The sequence below is a fragment of the Halalkalicoccus sp. NIPERK01 genome, from assembly GCF_030287405.1.
Classification (GTDB): Archaea; Halobacteriota; Halobacteria; order Halobacteriales; family Halalkalicoccaceae; genus Halalkalicoccus.
The window spans coordinates 129,326-145,383 of sequence record NZ_JASVVV010000001.1 but is presented as its reverse complement, the minus strand read 5'-3'; the positions used below and the strand labels follow the sequence as shown (position 1 = coordinate 145,383).

Annotated in this window: 17 protein-coding genes and 1 pseudogene; 11 read left to right on the top strand and 7 right to left on the bottom strand. The window is 66.2% G+C overall.

Annotated elements, in window-relative coordinates:
• The first annotated feature begins 2 nt into the window (after positions 1-2).
• The gene (locus QRT08_RS00765; RefSeq protein WP_286043664.1) at positions 3-284 is read left to right on the top strand and encodes a 2Fe-2S iron-sulfur cluster-binding protein; all 282 of its coding nucleotides are present in this window, start codon (positions 3-5) and stop codon (positions 282-284) included.
• A gap of 587 nt (positions 285-871) precedes the next feature.
• Here QRT08_RS00765 and QRT08_RS00760 read toward each other — a convergent pair.
• The 4 genes from QRT08_RS00760 to QRT08_RS00745 all read right to left on the bottom strand — a co-directional run bounded on the left by QRT08_RS00760 (position 872) and on the right by QRT08_RS00745 (position 4,821).
• Positions 872-2,530 (bottom strand): acetate--CoA ligase, encoded by a 1,659-nt coding sequence (locus QRT08_RS00760; protein ID WP_286043663.1) that lies wholly within the window; start codon positions 2,528-2,530, stop codon positions 872-874.
• A gap of 143 nt (positions 2,531-2,673) precedes the next feature.
• Positions 2,674-3,027, bottom strand: coding sequence for a hypothetical protein (locus QRT08_RS00755; protein ID WP_286043662.1), 354 nt, complete (start codon positions 3,025-3,027; stop codon positions 2,674-2,676).
• Positions 3,028-3,164: 137 nt separating this feature from the next.
• Complete coding sequence (locus QRT08_RS00750; RefSeq protein ID WP_286043661.1) at positions 3,165-3,935, bottom strand: CoA-transferase subunit beta; 771 nt, start codon at positions 3,933-3,935, stop codon at positions 3,165-3,167.
• Positions 3,925-4,821 carry a CoA transferase subunit A gene (locus tag QRT08_RS00745; RefSeq protein ID WP_286043660.1) on the bottom strand — a complete coding sequence of 299 codons (897 nt, stop codon included), beginning with the start codon at positions 4,819-4,821 and terminating at the stop codon, positions 3,925-3,927. The genes QRT08_RS00750 and QRT08_RS00745 overlap by 11 nt, the downstream gene beginning before the upstream one ends.
• Before the next feature lie 116 nt (positions 4,822-4,937).
• Between QRT08_RS00745 and QRT08_RS00740 the strand changes: the two genes are divergently transcribed.
• The 8 genes from QRT08_RS00740 (at position 4,938) to QRT08_RS00705 (ending at position 12,403) form a co-directional block, all read left to right on the top strand.
• Positions 4,938-6,185: an ABC transporter substrate-binding protein gene (locus QRT08_RS00740; protein ID WP_286043659.1), complete on the top strand. Its 1,248-nt coding sequence runs from the start codon at positions 4,938-4,940 to the stop codon at positions 6,183-6,185.
• A gap of 48 nt (positions 6,186-6,233) precedes the next feature.
• Complete coding sequence (locus tag QRT08_RS00735) at positions 6,234-7,103, top strand: branched-chain amino acid ABC transporter permease (protein WP_286043658.1); 870 nt, start codon at positions 6,234-6,236, stop codon at positions 7,101-7,103.
• Position 7,104: 1 nt separating this feature from the next.
• Positions 7,105-8,208, top strand: coding sequence for a branched-chain amino acid ABC transporter permease (locus QRT08_RS00730; RefSeq protein WP_286043657.1), 1,104 nt, complete (start codon positions 7,105-7,107; stop codon positions 8,206-8,208).
• On the top strand, positions 8,205-9,005 hold the full coding sequence (locus QRT08_RS00725; protein ID WP_286043656.1) for an ABC transporter ATP-binding protein: 801 nt from the start codon (positions 8,205-8,207) through the stop codon (positions 9,003-9,005). The genes QRT08_RS00730 and QRT08_RS00725 overlap by 4 nt, the downstream gene beginning before the upstream one ends.
• A 1-nt stretch (position 9,006) precedes the next feature.
• A complete protein-coding gene (locus QRT08_RS00720; protein ID WP_286043655.1) occupies positions 9,007-9,774 on the top strand; it encodes an ABC transporter ATP-binding protein in 768 nt (255 codons plus the stop codon).
• Positions 9,775-9,851: 77 nt separating this feature from the next.
• On the top strand, positions 9,852-10,655 hold the full coding sequence (locus QRT08_RS00715; protein ID WP_286043654.1) for an enoyl-CoA hydratase/isomerase family protein: 804 nt from the start codon (positions 9,852-9,854) through the stop codon (positions 10,653-10,655).
• A gap of 30 nt (positions 10,656-10,685) precedes the next feature.
• Positions 10,686-11,465: an enoyl-CoA hydratase/isomerase family protein gene (locus QRT08_RS00710; protein WP_286043653.1), complete on the top strand. Its 780-nt coding sequence runs from the start codon at positions 10,686-10,688 to the stop codon at positions 11,463-11,465.
• Between the two features lie 92 nt (positions 11,466-11,557).
• The gene (locus QRT08_RS00705) at positions 11,558-12,403 is read left to right on the top strand and encodes an acyl-CoA thioesterase (RefSeq protein ID WP_286043652.1); all 846 of its coding nucleotides are present in this window, start codon (positions 11,558-11,560) and stop codon (positions 12,401-12,403) included.
• Positions 12,404-12,420: 17 nt separating this feature from the next.
• Here QRT08_RS00705 and QRT08_RS00700 read toward each other — a convergent pair whose 3' ends face one another.
• The 3 genes from QRT08_RS00700 to QRT08_RS00690 form a co-directional block, all read right to left on the bottom strand.
• Positions 12,421-13,248, bottom strand: coding sequence for an enoyl-CoA hydratase/isomerase family protein (locus QRT08_RS00700; RefSeq protein ID WP_286043651.1), 828 nt, complete (start codon positions 13,246-13,248; stop codon positions 12,421-12,423).
• Positions 13,245-14,132 (bottom strand): 3-hydroxyacyl-CoA dehydrogenase family protein, encoded by an 888-nt coding sequence (locus QRT08_RS00695; RefSeq protein ID WP_286043650.1) that lies wholly within the window; start codon positions 14,130-14,132, stop codon positions 13,245-13,247. The genes QRT08_RS00700 and QRT08_RS00695 overlap by 4 nt, the downstream gene beginning before the upstream one ends.
• A 241-nt stretch (positions 14,133-14,373) precedes the next feature.
• A complete protein-coding gene (locus tag QRT08_RS00690; RefSeq protein ID WP_286045012.1) occupies positions 14,374-15,006 on the bottom strand; it encodes a trimeric intracellular cation channel family protein in 633 nt (210 codons plus the stop codon).
• 203 nt (positions 15,007-15,209) lie between these two features.
• Here QRT08_RS00690 and QRT08_RS18765 point away from each other — a divergent pair.
• Together QRT08_RS18765 and QRT08_RS00685 are read left to right on the top strand one after the other, a co-directional pair.
• Positions 15,210-15,472 (top strand): annotated as a pseudogene (locus QRT08_RS18765) (DUF5058 family protein).
• Between the two features lie 77 nt (positions 15,473-15,549).
• On the top strand, positions 15,550-16,008 hold the full coding sequence (locus QRT08_RS00685; RefSeq protein ID WP_286043649.1) for a MaoC family dehydratase: 459 nt from the start codon (positions 15,550-15,552) through the stop codon (positions 16,006-16,008).
• Positions 16,009-16,058: the final 50 nt, after the last annotated feature.

Here is a 16,058-nt window from a genome sequence, read left to right as displayed (position 1 = left end):
CCATGGTCGAGACACACACCATCGAGTTCGTCGACGAAGGGGTGACGCTCGAGGTGGCCGAGAACGAGTCGATCCTCGAGGCGGCCGAGGAGGCCGGACTCGACCTCCCGTACCAGTGTCGGATGGGCGTCTGTGGCGTCTGTAGCGCCATGTGCGAGGACGGCGAGGCCGACCAGATGGAGGGGATGTTCCTCTCCGAGAGCGAGAAGGACGAGGGGTACGTCCTGACCTGCATCGGGAAGCCCCGATCGGACATGCGAATTCGGACCAACGAGAGCCCCTGACGCCGGGAATTCGACCCCGCGTGATCGAGGAGAGTCCGCTTTTGGATGTCGTTCGACACGATTGAGACGGTACCGGACCGAGCGGTCGGCGCCGACGAGGGTGTCGAGGAAGTCGGTCCATCGAACGATGCGCCTCCGCCGGAAACGGTAACGATTCCCGGTTCAGCGGTCGGACCCTCCTCCCGGGATCGCGTATACGTTTCGCGTATACGAAGTATTAGAGGCCATACGACGTCTCTATAGCCGGTATCGCTGTTTGGTCTCGAAAACGTCGAAACTGGCATTACATTCGTATGCGTGTTATTCGATAGAATCCGGAGAACGGCCACGTTCCCGAACGTCCGTTACAAGAATACGGTTGTCATAACTTCGATGAAAAAATAATGATATATACGCCGGATCCGTTCGTTCTTACAGTTCGGGTCCCGGAGCGTCGAACGAAACGATGCACTGCGGCCGGCGCTACCGTTCTGTATACGATTTCGTATACTGAATTCGAATACGAATGCAAGGGTCGAAGCGCCGCTCTCGGATGCGAGCGACATCCGATGGAGAGCCGCGAATACGGGACGGGGATCGGCGGGCCGCTATGCTTTCTTCTTTTCTTCCCGTTCGCGGAGTTCGATACGGCGGATCTTTCCGGTCTCGGTCCGCGGGAGTTCCCGCACGAACTCGACCTCGCGGGGATACTTGTAGGGCGCGAGCGTGTCCTTGACGTGGTTCTGGATCTCCTCGACCAGGTCGTCGCCCGCCGAGACGCCGTCCGCAGCCACGACGTACGCCTTGACGACCGCGCCTCGCTCCTCGTCCGGGCTACCGACGACGGCGACCTCGCCGACGGTATCGAGTTCCTCGATGACGGCCTCGACCTCCGGGCCGGGGATGTTGTAGCCGCTGGAGATGATGAGGTCGTCGTTCCGGGACTTGTACTCGAAGCGGCCGTCCTCGCGCTGGACGAAGATGTCGCCGGGATACGACCAGTTGTCCTTCACCGCCTCGGCCTGTTTTTCCGGCCGGTTCCAGTACTCGATGCCGGTCGGGCCGCGAACGGCGAGCAGCCCCGCCTCGCCCCGGTCGCACTCCTCGCCGGTCTCGGGATCGACGATCTTACACTCGTAGCCGGGGACCGGAAAGCCGGTCGCGCTCGGGTCGATCTCCTCGTCGTGGCGGTGGCTGATGAAGATGTGGAGCATCTCCGTCGTCCCGATGCCGTCGAGGAGATCGATCCCGTACTCCTCTTTGAACGACTCGAACGTCGTCGGCGTCAACGGCTCGCCGGCGCTCGCGCCCACGCGGAGCGAGGAGACGTCGTACTCCTCGGGACCGTCGGGATGTTTCGAGAGGATCTGGTTGAACGCGGTCGGGATCGAACAGAGCACCGAGATCCCGTGCGAATCGATCGTCTCCAACAGATCGACCGGCGTGGCGTCCTCGACGAGGCTCGTGCTGGCGCCGAAGCGCAGCGGGAACGTGACGAGGTCGCCGTAGCCGTAGGCGAAGGGCAGCGGCGGGTTCCCGCCGAAGACGTCCTCCTCGGTCGGCTCGAGACAGTACCGGGCGTAGGTGTCCGCGCTCGCGAGCAGGTTCCGGTGGGTGTGGATCGCGCCCTTGGGTTCGCCCGTCGTTCCGCTCGTGTACAACATCAGCGCCAGGTCGTCGCGTTCCGTCTCGTACGCGTCGAGATCGGCGCTCGCATCCTCGATCAATTCGTCGTAGTCGTGGTGGTCGTGATCGACGCCGTTGCGGTCGGCGACGACGACGTCCTCGACGGTTTCGAGGTCCGGCAGCGCGTTCTCGATCTCCTCGAGGAGGTCGTCGTAGACGACGACCGTCGTCGCCTCGGCGTTGTTGATTATGTGTTCGAGTTCCGCCGCCCGAAGGAGCTTCATCGAGGGAAGCGCGACGGCGCCGATCTTCTGTGCGGCGAGACAGGAGACGACCGCCTCGGGTCGGTTGGGGAATCTGACAACGACCCGATCGCCGGGCTCGACCCCGAGATCGAGGAGTGCGTTCCCCATTCGGTTGACGGACTCCTGTAACTCCGCGTAGGAGACGGTTCGATCCTCGAAGTAGATGGCGACGTTGTCCCCCCGCCCCTCGCGGACGTGCCTGTCGACCAGTTCCTCTGTTACGTTGATCTGCCGAGGGTAGTGTACCTCCGGGACGGCGTGGACGTAGTCCGGTCCGTCCGCCTCGTCCGGCAGGTACTCCGATGGTATACTGGACTGCATCTCCGAATAGGTCATCATAGTTTCGAGAGAAATACTTAACGGTTCCTCTCGTATGGGCTGATACGGCGATCGAAGCCGTTTTGCCGATCTCGGTTCCGCCGTCGAACGCTGACCGTGTGCTCCGATCCGTCCCACCGCGTGACCGCCAGGTATCGGCATCACTCGCTCGTATTCGATGCCGGCCGCTCCCCGGACAGATCGTCGTACAGCCGTCTGATGTCGTCGACGGCGTCGCTTTCCTCGTCGAGTTGGTACGTGTCTTCGCCGTCGAGATCGTCCGTTTCGACGACGATTCCGTAGGCGAGAAGATCCTCGACGTGCTCCTCGACCATCTCCGGATCGACGCCGGAAATCCGGCTGATCTCGTTCACGGTGAAGGGGGTCACCGGATCCGCCGTCTCGGTGAGCAGTGCGGCGATGAGTTTCGTCTTCGGATGCGACCCGAAGACGTCCGTCAGCGGGACGTCCGATGCGAACGCTTCGGAGTCATCCGGGTCGGTGGAATCGGCCATACGCCGTATATCGGTCGAAGAACACTTAAATGAAGGGGCGCCGGCCGTACGGCTGGAACTCGGCTGTACCGATGTCTCGGTAGGATCGGACCCGCCAGCGCGTAGTCCGTCTCGATGTCGTCGGTACCTCGGGGCAGTCAGGTCCAGAACCCGTCGGGATCGAACGTTCGAGTCAGCGCTAACTCCTCGTCCGTGGGCTCGGGCGTCGTCGTCACCTCGTCGTCGACGATGTCTTCGGCGGTGTTCATCTCCCACGGGAAATCAGCGAGCACGTCCGACGGTTCGACGCCGGGGTGAACGCTCCGAAGGTACATCTCGCCGCTATCGTCGAACCCGAACGTGGCCTTCGACGTGACGAGCGCGCTGGGACCGCCGCCGGGCGCGGGATGGTTTTCCCGACCGCTCCCGTCGTTGGCGTAGCCGGGGCTCGTGACGTAGTTGACCTCCTCTGCGAACCGGCGCGGTTCGTGGGGCATGAGCAGCACGGTCCGGTCGGCCATGCAGGCGATGTCACACGCGCCGCCGCTGCCGGGGAGGCGTATCTCGTCGTCGCCGGCACGGACCCACGTCGTGTTGAGGTTGCCGTACCGATCGATCTCCGCGCCGCCGAGAAAGCCCACGTCGACGTCGCCGCGCTGGAGGCGGCTCATGATGTCGATCATCCCGGTGGTCGAGACCGCGCGGTTCAGGTTCGGCAGGTCGCACATCGTGTGGATGAAGCCGTCGGCGGGCGAGTCCCGCACGACGCCGCTCTCGTAGACGGCCATCGAGTTCGGCGCGTGGGTGCTGACGGCGACCTGGAACGCGATGAGCGGCAGTCGCATCCCGACGAACGCGGTGTCGCCGTCCTCGATCTCCGCGGCCGCGGCGCTGACCATCAGCTCCCGGGGGGTGTACTCACTGGCCATAGCGCACCTCCGCGGCGACCGTCGACTCGGCGATCGAGAGGTCGGCGTCGACGCGCTCTGCGTACTCGTTTCGGTTCGAAACGCCGTACACCCACTCGTCGGCCCACTCGTCGAACGCCGCCTGCGTTTTCGTTCGCCGGTGATACTCCAGGTAGTACTCGTTGTCGCGGTTGTAGTGGCCCGCGAGCGGCGACGGGTGGGCGCCGAACGGACACTCCACGACCGCCGTCACCTGTTCGCGCGTGATCGCGACCCGACTGGGATCGCTCGTGATCACCTCGGGGTCGACGACCTCCTCGGCGGTGACCAGCACGTTCTCGGCCGCACCGACGGCCGGGTCGACGATGCCGGTGTTGCCCCAGAGGTGGACGTCGCCGGCGGGGCTCGCCCGCTGTGCGTGGACGATCGCCCAGTCGGGTTCGATTGCCGGCACGAGGGCGATCCGCTCGCCCGAGAACGGATCGGTCGCCTCGCGGAACAGCTCGCTTCGCTCGAAGACATCGCTTCCCAGCAGCGATCGGGTCGGGAGATACGGAACGCCCATCGCCCCCGCCTGTAACGCGAGCGCGATGCTGAAGTTCGAGTGGTCCCCGATCCCGATCTCGCCGCTCTCGACGGCCTCGCGGAACCGATAGCCCGTGCCGGCGCTGACGTTGCCGACCCACGCCGCGCGGATCCGCGAGACCGCCCCGCCGCCGACCAACTGATCGAACAGAAGGTCACTGATCGGCCCGATCAGCGTGAGATCGTCGATCCCCTGCCGGAGCAGTTCGTGGCCCGCCGCGAAGGGGATCGCGTGTTCGAGCGCGAGGCCCGTCGCGATCGAACTCCCGGGCTCGATCCGGGATACCGCCTCTCCTACTGTGGTCGCGGTCTGGTCCGTCATACACTACTCTCTGTTGAATCATGATATATAAACTCGCCCTTCGCACGATTCGCCAACATCTCGCGTGAAACGAATGAATGGAAAATTATAAATAGTTTAGTATGCCTCGGACGAGTATGTCTCGCAGAGACGTGGATGAAGTTGCCACACGGGGACGAGGATCCGCGGCGGTGTCGTCGGGGATATCGAGACGGCGATATCTACGGACGAGTGCCCTGCTCGGTGCGACCGGGGGGCTAGCGGGTTGCCTCGGTGGGGCCGACGACGCCCTCACCGTCGGGTTCATCCTCCCGTTTACGGGCGTCTACTCGCTGCTGGGCGAGAGCATCGTCAACGGGTTCGAGATGTACGTCGACGAACAGGGGGGTGAGATCGCGGGTCAGGAGGTGGAGACGGTCTCCCGGGACACGGAGGCGGACACCAACACCGGCGTCTCCGCCGCCCGCGAACTGCTCGTCGAGTCCGGGGCGGACGTGCTGGTCGGGCCCGTCTCGAGCGCCGTCGCGATCGCGATGATGCAGACGGTCGAGAACGAGTCGAGCGCGATCTGGCTCAACGCGAACGCGGGCGATTACCGGATCGTCCAGGACGGGTGTCTGCCGTATCACTTCCGCACCTCCTTCAACGACTGGCAGACGAGCGCACCGTTAGCGCCGTGGGTCTACGAGAACGTCGCCGACAACGTCGTCATCACCTACGCGGACTACGCGTTCGGCGACAACTCCCGGCGGTTCTTCGGCGAAGCGTTCGAGGAGGCGGGCGGCACGGTGGTCGACGAGATCCCCGTCCCGCTCGGTACCGACGACTTCTCGCCGTACATGGGCGACATAGAGGGCAGCGGCGCCGAGGCCGTCTACTCGTTTTTCGCCGGCAGCGACGCGGTCAACTACGTCACGCAGTTCCACGAGTTCGGCCTCGATCAGAGCATGACGCAGACCGGAAGCGGGTTCCTGCTCTCGGAGGACACGCTCCCCGCACAGGGACAGGCCGCCCTCGGGAAGTTCTCGCTCCTCCACTACACCTCCACGGACGAGTCCGAGCGGAACCAGGAGTTCGCCCGGAGCTACGCCGACGCCCACGACACCCGTCCGAACGTCTACGCCTGCCAGGGCTACGATTCGGCACAGGCGTTCGAACTGGCCGTCGAGGAGGGTGACACCGATCCCGACGCCATGGCGGAGGCGCTTCGGGGCGCGGAGATCGACAGCCCGCGCGGGAGCTTCCAGTTCCACCCGGAGACGAATGACCCGGTCCAGAACATGTACGTCCGCGAGGTCGTCGAGGGGAGCGACGGCCCCGAAAACCGGGTCGTCGAGACGCTGGACGACGTCGAACTGCCGACGTGGGGTTGCAGTGTCAACTGACGATGACGACGCGACAGCCACTCGACCGGCGGTCGAACCGAGGGCGGCATGATTGAGTCGGTACTCCGGGCGACGCTTCTGGGCCTCCAACTCGGCGTAACGTTGGCGCTCGTCGCCGCCGGCCTCACGCTGATCTTCGGGATGATGGACGTGATCAACTTCGCCCACGGGGCGCTGTACATGTTCGGCGCGTACTTCGGCCTGCTCGTCGCCGAGACCCTCGGAAGCTTCTGGCTCGCGCTGGTGATCGCGCCGCTGATCGTCGGGCTGATCGGGGCCGGCATCGAGGTGCTGTCGTTGCGTCCGCTGTACGGCCGCAACCCCCTGTATCACATCCTCCTCACGTTCGGAATCGCGATCATGGTTCAGGGGATCGTCGTTCAGGTGTGGGGCGCGCGCTCGCGCCGGATTCCGGCGCCCGAACTGCTCACGGGATCGGTCTCGATCGGCCCGGTCACGTACCCGATCTACTGGCTGTTCGTGCTCGTACTCAGTACCGTGTTGATCGGGGCGATCTGGATCGCGATCGAACGCAGCGACCTCGGGATCCTCATGCGGGCGAGCGCCCACGACACGGAGATGGTCGACGCGCTCGGCATCGACGTCAAGCGGGTGTTCACCGGGGTGTTCGTCTTCGGGGCGGTTCTCGCGGCGGTCGCCGGCGTGCTGCTCGGGGCGTCGCGCTCGGTCCACCCCGGCATGGGGTTCGGCGTCATCATCGAGGCGTTCGTCATCGTCGTCATCGGCGGACTCGGCAGCTTCAAGGGCGCGATATACGCGGCGCTGTTGATCGGGCTCGTCATCGCCTACGGCGCCCTGATCGCGCCGGCGCTGACCGACCTGTTCATCTTCGGGCTGATGGCGGCGGTGTTGATCGTGAAACCGAGCGGCCTGTTCGGCGCGACGGAGGCGGCCTGAGATGAAGTCCGTCACGACCCTCGCGGCCGACCTGAAGACGGCGATCGGACTCGGGGAGACGACGGGGCCGGTCGGCGAACAGGTCCTCTCCTCCCAGGGCCGGCTCGCGGCGCTGGTCGTCGCCGGCGTCCTGGCCGCGTTCGCTCCCGTCGCGGAGGCGTTCGAACCGTTCTGGTTGAACATCCTGACGCGGATGCTCGTCTTCGCGCTGCTCGCGCTGAGCCTGGATTTCGTTTTCGGCTACGCCGGCCTCCTGTCGTTCGGGCACGCGGCCATGTTCGGGGCCGGCGGCTATACGGCCGCGCTCGCGATACGCGAAGTGACGACGAACGCGCTGGTCGTCCTGCCGGCGTCGATGCTCGTGGGAGTCGTCGTCGCGGCGTTCGTCGGCTGGTTCAGCGTCCGCGCGAAGGGGATCTACTTCGCGATGCTGACGCTGGCGTTCGCCCAGATGTTCTACGTGATCGTGTTCACGGACCTCCCGGCGACGGCGCTGGGCGTCGAAACGATCACCGGCGGCGACGACGGCCTGTTCGGCATCCCGCTGTACGACGTCGTGGGGATCGACTTCGGATCGCGGCTGCTGTACTTCTACCTGACGCTCGCGGTCGTGTTGGCGTCGTTCGCCGTCCTCGTTCGGGTGGCGAACTCGCCGTTCGGCCGCACGATGCAGGGGATCCGCGAGAACGAGGAGCGAATGCGGTTCATCGGCTACGACATCCAGCGCTACAAACTCCTCGCCTTCTCGATCAGCGGCGGGTTCGCAGGACTCGCAGGGGGACTGTACGTGCCGTTCCAGAGCGTCGCCCAGCCCGGGCTGCTTCACTGGACGATCAGCGGCGAACTCGTCGTGATGGTGTTGCTCGGCGGGATGGGGACCCTCTGGGGACCGATGCTGGGCGGCGCGCTCGTCATCTACCTCGAGGAACGCCTCGCCGGCTTCGCGACGTGGGAGATCATCCTCGGGAGCGTGTTCGTCGTCGTCGTGATCTTCGCGCCCCGAGGACTCGCCGGGACGCTCGTCTCCGTCAAGAACGATCCCCGCAACGCGATCGACAACGCGAAGGGAGCGCTTCGGAACTACGCCGAGAAGGTGAGGGGATGATCATGAGCGATACCACAGATACCACGGCGAAATCGACGGACGGAAGACCGGAATCGATCCTGTCAACCGACGGCCTGACGAAGAAGTTCGGGACGTTGACGGCGGTCGACGGCGTCTCGCTGGAGATCCCGGCCGGCCGAATCACCTCGATAATCGGCCCGAACGGGGCGGGCAAGACCACGCTGTTCAACCTCTTTACGGGCAAGTACGAGCCGACGTCGGGTCGGATAGCGCTCCGCGGCGACCGGATCGACGGCGAGGAACCCCACCGTCTCGTCGAGCGCGGGCTGGTTCGCTCGTTCCAGATAACCAACTTCTTCGCGGACCTCACCGCCCGCGAGAACGTCAGGCTGGCGACGCAAGCCCCCCACACGGGGTTCCGGCCGCGGGACTTCCTCGCGCACCACCGCGACCTCGACGTGGCGACCGAGTCGGCCGATCGAATCCTGAAGCGCGTCCATTTGTCGGACGTGGCCGACGAGACGGCCTCAAACCTCTCGTACGGACAGCGTCGCCACCTGGAGATCGCGATCTCGCTGGCGGCCGATCCCGACCTCTTCCTGATGGACGAACCGACGGCCGGGATGAGCCCGGAGGAGACCACGGACACCGTCGAACTGATCGAGGAGATCGCGTCGGACATCACGCTGGTACTCATCGAACACGACATGCACATCGTCATGGACATCTCCGATCACATCGCGGTCATGAACGAAGGGCAGGTATTGGCGCGAGGGACGCCCGACCGCATCCGAAACGACGAACGGGTCCAGAAGGCCTACCTGGGGGGCGAGTGAGATGAGCGAACGCGCCGCCGTCGACGACCGGGACGACGCACGTCCGCATCCCGAAAACGATCGACGGTTGGTCGTCGACTCGATCGACACCTACTACGGGGACAGCCACGTGCTGTTCGACGTCTCGCTCTCCGTCGACGACGGGGAGATCGTCGCGCTCGTCGGCCGCAACGGGGCCGGCAAGACGACGACGCTCCGCAGTATCATGGGTTTGACGCCGGCGAAATCGGGTCGAATCGAGAAGGACGGCGAGTCGATCCACGGGTTGGACCCCCACCAGATTCGAGGGCGGGGGGTCTCGTGGGTCCCCGAGGAACGACGCGTCTTCGGCGGGCTGACCGTCGAGGAGAACCTCCGGCTGGCGGCACACAGCGCCGCTACCGACCAACGAGAGCGGATCGAGGGGGTCTACGAGCGGTTCCCGCGGCTCGACGAGCGTCGCACCCAGAAGGCAGGCACGATGAGCGGGGGCGAACAGCAGATGCTCGCGATCGCACGGGCGCTGCTGGGCCCGGAGACCGACCTCCTGTTGCTCGACGAACCGAGCGAGGGACTCGCCCCGCAGATCGTCGAGGACGTCGCGTCGATCGTCCGCGAACTCAACGAGGAGGGCGTGACGATTCTGCTGGTCGAACAGAACGCCGAGATGGCGCTCGGGCTCGCCGACAGGGCGTACGTCCTCGAGACGGGCGAAATCGTTCACGAATCGGCGGCCGACGAACTGCTCGCGGATCGGTCGGCGATGGAGCGGTATCTGGGAGTACGGTGAATGGATGGAACGCGTTTCGACTATCGTGAGAGGAGACCACTACGCACGAACCATGGCGAGTCACGAGGAGGGTACTGATGTCGCGTACTGAGTACGTTCACGACGAGGTCCGTGTCGAGTACGTCGAGGACGGACGAGTCGCTCGACTGGTGATGGAGTCGGGAGAGAGCGCCGTGAACACGTTCCAGCCACGGAAAGTCGAGGCGATGGCGGCCGCCATCGGGGATCTCGACCCCGTCGGCTGTCTCGTGCTCTACGGGGAATCGGGCTTTTCGGCGGGTGCCGACCTCGGGGCGATCGAGCGGACGCCACAGGAGATGCGCCCCGCGAAGATCGATACGATCGCGGCGGCGTCGAACCGCTTCATCCGAGCAGTCCGGGACTTCCCCGCACCCGTCATCGCGGCCGTCTCGGAGGTCGCCGCCGGCGGCGGGCTCGGGTTCGTCCTCGCATCCGACCTCGTCTTCATGCACGCCGAGGCCGTGCTCAACACCGCGTACGCGCGCGTCGGACTGACCCCCGACAACGCGACGCCGTTCTTCCTCGTCAACACCGTCGGACCCTACAAGGCCAGAGAGCTGCTGTTCGAGCCGAAGCCGATCACGGCCGCCGAGGCGGTCGACCTCGGTCTCGCGAACGACGCCTACGACGTCCCCGAACCGGAGTTCCTCGACGCCGTCACGGACCGGGCGGCGACGCTCGCCGCCGGTCCGACCGAGGTGTACGCGAAGACCAAGGCGCTGGTCGAGACGGCGTTCGAGGGGTCGCTCGACCAGCACCTCGAACGAGAACGGGTCGCGATCAAGGACGTGAGCGGTTCTGACGCGTTCGACGAGGGGCTGTCGGCGTTCCTCGAGAAACGGGCACCCGAGTGGGATTGAACTATGGTCCCGGACCACGACGACCGAGGCATGCAGTTCGACACGCTCGATCTGACGATGGAGGAAAACGGGATCGCGACGCTTCGACTCGCGAACGACCCGGTCAACGCGATCAGCCAGCGGATGCGCCACGAACTGGCCGAGGCGCTCGACGCGCTGCGCGAGGACCGCGTCCGCGTCGTGGTCGTCACGGGCACCGAGGAGGTGTTCTCGGTCGGCGCCGACGTCGCCCTCTTCGAGGAGGCCCGCGAGTGGACGAGCGCGGAGTTCCGGGCGAACTCCCGGGTGCTGGGGCGGGTCTTCGACGGTCTCGAGGAGATGGAGAAACCCGTCCTCGCCGCGATCGACGGGACCTGCGTCGGCGGCGGCCTCGAACTCGCGCTGGCGTGTGACGTCCGGATCGCCGCGCCCGACGCGACGCTCGGCTTCCCCGAGCACAACATCGGGCTGCTCCCCGGTCTCGGGGGCTGTTCGCGGTTCGTCCACCTCGTGGGCCCCGGCCGGGCCAAGGACATGATCTTTAGCAAGGAACTAGTCGACGGCGAGCGCGCGGGCGACATCGGGCTGGTCGAGCGCGTTGAGGACGACCCCGAGGCTGCCGCCAGGGAGTACGCCGAATCGCTGCTCGAAGAGCCCCCGCAGGCGCTGGGGTTGGCGAAACGGGTCGTCAACGCGGCGCGCGATGCAGACACCCGGTCGGCCGGCCTGCTCGAATCGCTCGCACAGAGCACGCTCTTGGAGACCGACGACCACCGCGAGGGTATCGAGGCCTTCCGCGAGAAGCGCGATCCGGAGTTCACGGGGGAGTGACCTACTGGCGGGGGTTCGGACGCCGTTTCGTGTCCATCTCGGAGTTTGCCGGTTCCTGTACGATAGTAATGATCGGCGATAGATGGAACCGCGTGCAAGCGATTACCTCCCATCGGGTGCAGTTCGGCGAGCTCGCGGGACCCCTGATACACGGCGCGACGGTCTTCGACTGGCAACTGGTCGCCACCCAGAAAGTAGCGGCGGCCGTCGAGTACCCCTTCGGCGAGATCCTCTACGACGGCGGGATCCCCTTCGCGCCGGTCGTCGTCGGCACCACTATCGATCGATACCCCACCATCGAGGACCGCGTCGACGTCGAGGTCGTCCCCCTGAACGTCGGGACTTCGAGCGTCGAACTCCTCTACGAGATGACCGACGACGGGGGCGACTCGCTGGCGAGCGCGCGAATGACCCACGTGACGATCGGCCCGGACGGCACCGCCCTCCCGCTTCCCGACCGGGTGCGCTCGGCGTTCGCCGACCGACTGGTCGACCGGAACCCCGCGGTCGGCCCGGACGAGGCGGCCTCCGGCGACGGGAGGGACCTCCCGACGTTCGAGTCGTCGGTCCCGATCCGGAGTCCGCACATCGAGGGGGCGGAGCTGGCGTACTTCGAGGAGTACCCCCGGTTCGCCGGGATCGCCCTCGAGGAGTTCCTCCGCGAGCGGGGAACGAGCCTCGGGGAACTGAGCGGCGAGAAACAGCCGTTCCGCCTGCGCGACTGGCGCTGGGAACACCGGGCGCCGGTCCCCTTCGAGTCGACCCTGCGCGTCGAGTGCGACGTGATCGGCGTCGATTACGGGACGATCCGCGTCGAACACACCCTGCTCGCGGACGGTCGGGTCAGTATCAAGGGAATCACCGAGTACGGCTGTTTCGATCGGTCCGGGGCGCCCGTGTCGTTCGACGAGCCGATGCTCGCGCCCTTCGAGTCCTGATCCCGCGAGACGACGGGTCAGCGTCCCCGCCACGCGGGGTCGCGGTCCTCGAAGAAGGCGTCGATCCCCTCGTTTTTGTCCTCGGTCGCGAACAGTTGCGAGAACAGTTCGGCCTCGTAGTCGATGCCCGACGACAGGTCCATCTCCGCGCTCGCCTGCACCGCGGTCTTCGCGAACTCCAGGGCGACCGGGCTCTTTGCGGCCATCGACCCCGCGAGGTCGTAGACGCGCTCGTCGAAGTTCTCGGGAACCTCCTCGACGAGGCCGATCTCGGCGGCCTCCTCGGCGTCGATGAGTTCGCCCGAGAGGATCAGCCGCATCGCCTGTCCCTGCCCGACGAGACGGGGCAGGCGCTGGGTGCCCCCGCCGCCGGGGACGATTCCGAGGTTGATCTCCGGCTGGCCGAGCTTCGCCCGCTCGTGGGCGATGCGGACGTCACACGCCTGTGCGAGCTCGCATCCCCCGCCCAGCGCGTGGCCGTTGATCCGGGCGATCACCGGCTTCGGGAGGTCGGCGATCCGCTCGTAGATCCGCGGTCGTTTGCTGACCTCGCGCTGCTCGATCGCGTCGCGCTCGCGGAGTTCGCTCACGTCGGCCCCGGCGACGAACGCCTTCCCCTCGTCGTCGCCGGTCAGGACGACCACCCTGACGCGGTCGTCGGCCTCGATCGCCTCGAGCACGTCCGAGAGCTCCGCTCGCAACTGTGCGTCGAGCGCGTTTCTCGACTCGGGCCGCGAGAGCGTGACGGTCGCGACGCCGTCGACCCGGTCGCCGACGGCCACCGAAACCGTCTCGCACTCCGCCCCGACGGCCTCCGTATCGGGACCCGGATCACCGTCGCTCATCGACCCCCCTCCAGGTCACCGCTGACGCCGACGACCTCGCCCTCGTCCCAGACGTAAAATCCCTCGCCGGTCTTCTTGCCGAGTTTACCGGCGCGGACCTTCTGGCGCAGCAACTGGGGCGGGCGGAACCGCTCGCCGAGTTCCTCCTGGAGGTACTCGAGAATGTCGAGGCGGACGTCGAGGCCGACGACGTCGGTGAGTTCGATCGGTCCCATCGGGTGGTTGTAGCCGAGTTCCATCGCGCGGTCGATCGCGCGCGGCCCGGCGACGCCGGTTTCGAGCATCCGGATCGCCTCGACCCCGAGGGCGACGCCGAGCCGCGAGGAGGCGAAGCCCGCCGAGTCCCGGACCGTGACGGGTTCCTTTTCGATGTCGTCGACGAACCTCTCGGCGAACGCGACGGTCTCCTCGTCGGTCTGCTCGGCGACGACGATCTCGACGAGACCCATGATGTGAACCGGGTTGAAGAAGTGAAGCCCGATCGCTCTCGAGGGATCGTCGAGCACGCTCGCGATCTCCGTGACCGACAGCGAGGAGGTGTTCGACGCCAGCACTGCCCCGTTGGGCGCGGCGGCCTCGACCGCCTCGAAGGTGTCGTGTTTGATCCCGAGGTCCTCGGGCACCGCCTCGACGACTAGGTCCGCCTCGGCGACGGCCGCCTCAAGATCGGTCGTCGTCCCGATCCGATCGAGCGTCGCCGCCTTCTCCTCCTCGCTGACCTTCCCCCGATCGACGCCCCCCTGGAGGTTCGATTCGATCGCCCCGACGCCGTCCTTGAGGATAGCGTCGTCGATGTCCCGTATCGTGACGTCGTTTCCGGCCATCGCTGTCACCTGTGCGATCCCGTGTCCCATGGTGCCGGCACCGAGTACTGTGACGCGCATCGTCTACCACAGCGATCCAGCGCCTATTCAACGTTGGTATACTCCGGCGGGATCGGCTGGACGTCCCGGCGCGGCTCAGACCCGACCAACGGAACTCGATTCGAACGCCGCTTGGCGCCCACTGATCGCATACGAATCGTCGACCGGGTCCCGTATCGCTCGGACCAGTCGGTATCACCGCATCATCGCGTGAGAACGATCGCCGAGGAGGCCCCACCGCTGGAATCGCGGTGACCCGCCGCTAGCGCCCTCGTTCCGTCCGCGGCCACGTCAGGGCCTGCCCGACCCGCTGTGCGGTCGGCAGCTCCCAGCCGTAGGCGACCGCGGCCAATCGGGTTCCGACCGTGACCGCGGCACACAACGCGGTGGCGATGCTTTCGGCGCCACCGACGGCCGTGACCGTCCAGAAGACCCCGCCACCCAACACGGCACAGCTCGCGTAGAAGTCGGTGAGGAGAATGAACGGCGGCCGATCCAGCAGGACGTCCGCACACGCGCCTCCACCGACCGCGTTGATCGTCGCGACGACGACGATCCCGAAGCCCGGCAGCCCCGCATCCGCCGCGACGATCGACCCGGCCGTGGCGAACGCGCCGAGGCCGACGGCGTCCGAAACGAGCGTCACGGGGTGGTCGTCCGGCGACTCGAGCGCGGCGCTCAACCCGACCGCGAGGGACACGCCGAACAGTCCGAGCGCGATCTCGCCGGGCGAACTCAACACTAGCGGGGCCCGGTTCACGAGGACATCGCGCGTCGCGCCGCCAGCGAAGGCCGTCGCGAGTCCGACGACGACGACGCCGAACAGGTCGAACCGTTCGCGTATCGCCTTCGCAGCGCCCACGAGCGCGAACGCGACCAGCCCGATGGCGTTCATCAGCGCGAACGGGTCGGTGAGGACGCTCTGGATGGCTGCTTGCACTACTAGTGCCGTCCTCGGGATCCGGGGTGTTGAACGCTGCGGTTCGGATCCGAAAAACCCGCATCTATTTATATGTGCCTTGAAATACCGATAGCTGTCACCATGTGGTATGAGGCCTTTTCGCTCGTTCCGGCGTACATGGACATCGCGAACAGCCGGTGGTTGTGGCTCTGGGGCTGTCCGACGAACAGCTTTGCTCCGGGTTCAAGACCGGGTTCATCTCGGCGATCGGCCCCGCATTCGCGGTGCTGGCCGGGATGCTGGCCCTGATCGCGCGGTCGGGGGGCCGGTCGCGTGGATGCGGCTGTCCGTGATCGGATCGGTCGCCTTCGAACTCCCCGCCGCCGAGATCGGCGTCAGCCAGTTCGGATATAGCTTGGTGACGGGGATATCACCGACCACTATTCCGGGCCGTGAGTGAGTTCGGAGCGGGGTCGTAGCCTACCTTATGCTGGCGGGATCGGAAACGGCTTTGATGGGCGTCGAGGTAGCGTTCGTATGCGTCGATCAGGCGACCCCGTCCGATTCGAGGGAATCGAACCCGGAACCACTACCCACTGCGGCTCGACGACCGTCACCGAGAACGAAATCGTCGAGTTCGCCGAGCGCTACGACCCGCTCGCGATCCACACGGACCCGGCGGCCGCGGCCGAGAGCCGGTTCGGCGGTCTCATCGCGAGCGGCTACCACACGCTCTGTCTCTCGGTTCGGCTCCTCGTCGAGGGCGTCAGAAACGAGCGTGCGGTCGTCGGCGGGCTCGGGATCGACGACGTGCGCTGGCACCGGCCGGTGGAACCCGGCGACGCGATCACCGTCCGGACCGAGATCCTCGACACTCGCCCCTCCGAGAGCGACCCGAACACGGGGATCGTCCACGAGGCGATCACGGTAACGAACCAGCGCGAGGAGACCGTGCTGTCCTACGAGAACTACGAACTCCTCGCACGCCGGGAGTGACCGGCCGATTCGCGGGGCGGTGCGAAGGGATCGAGTCGCCGTTCGCCGTC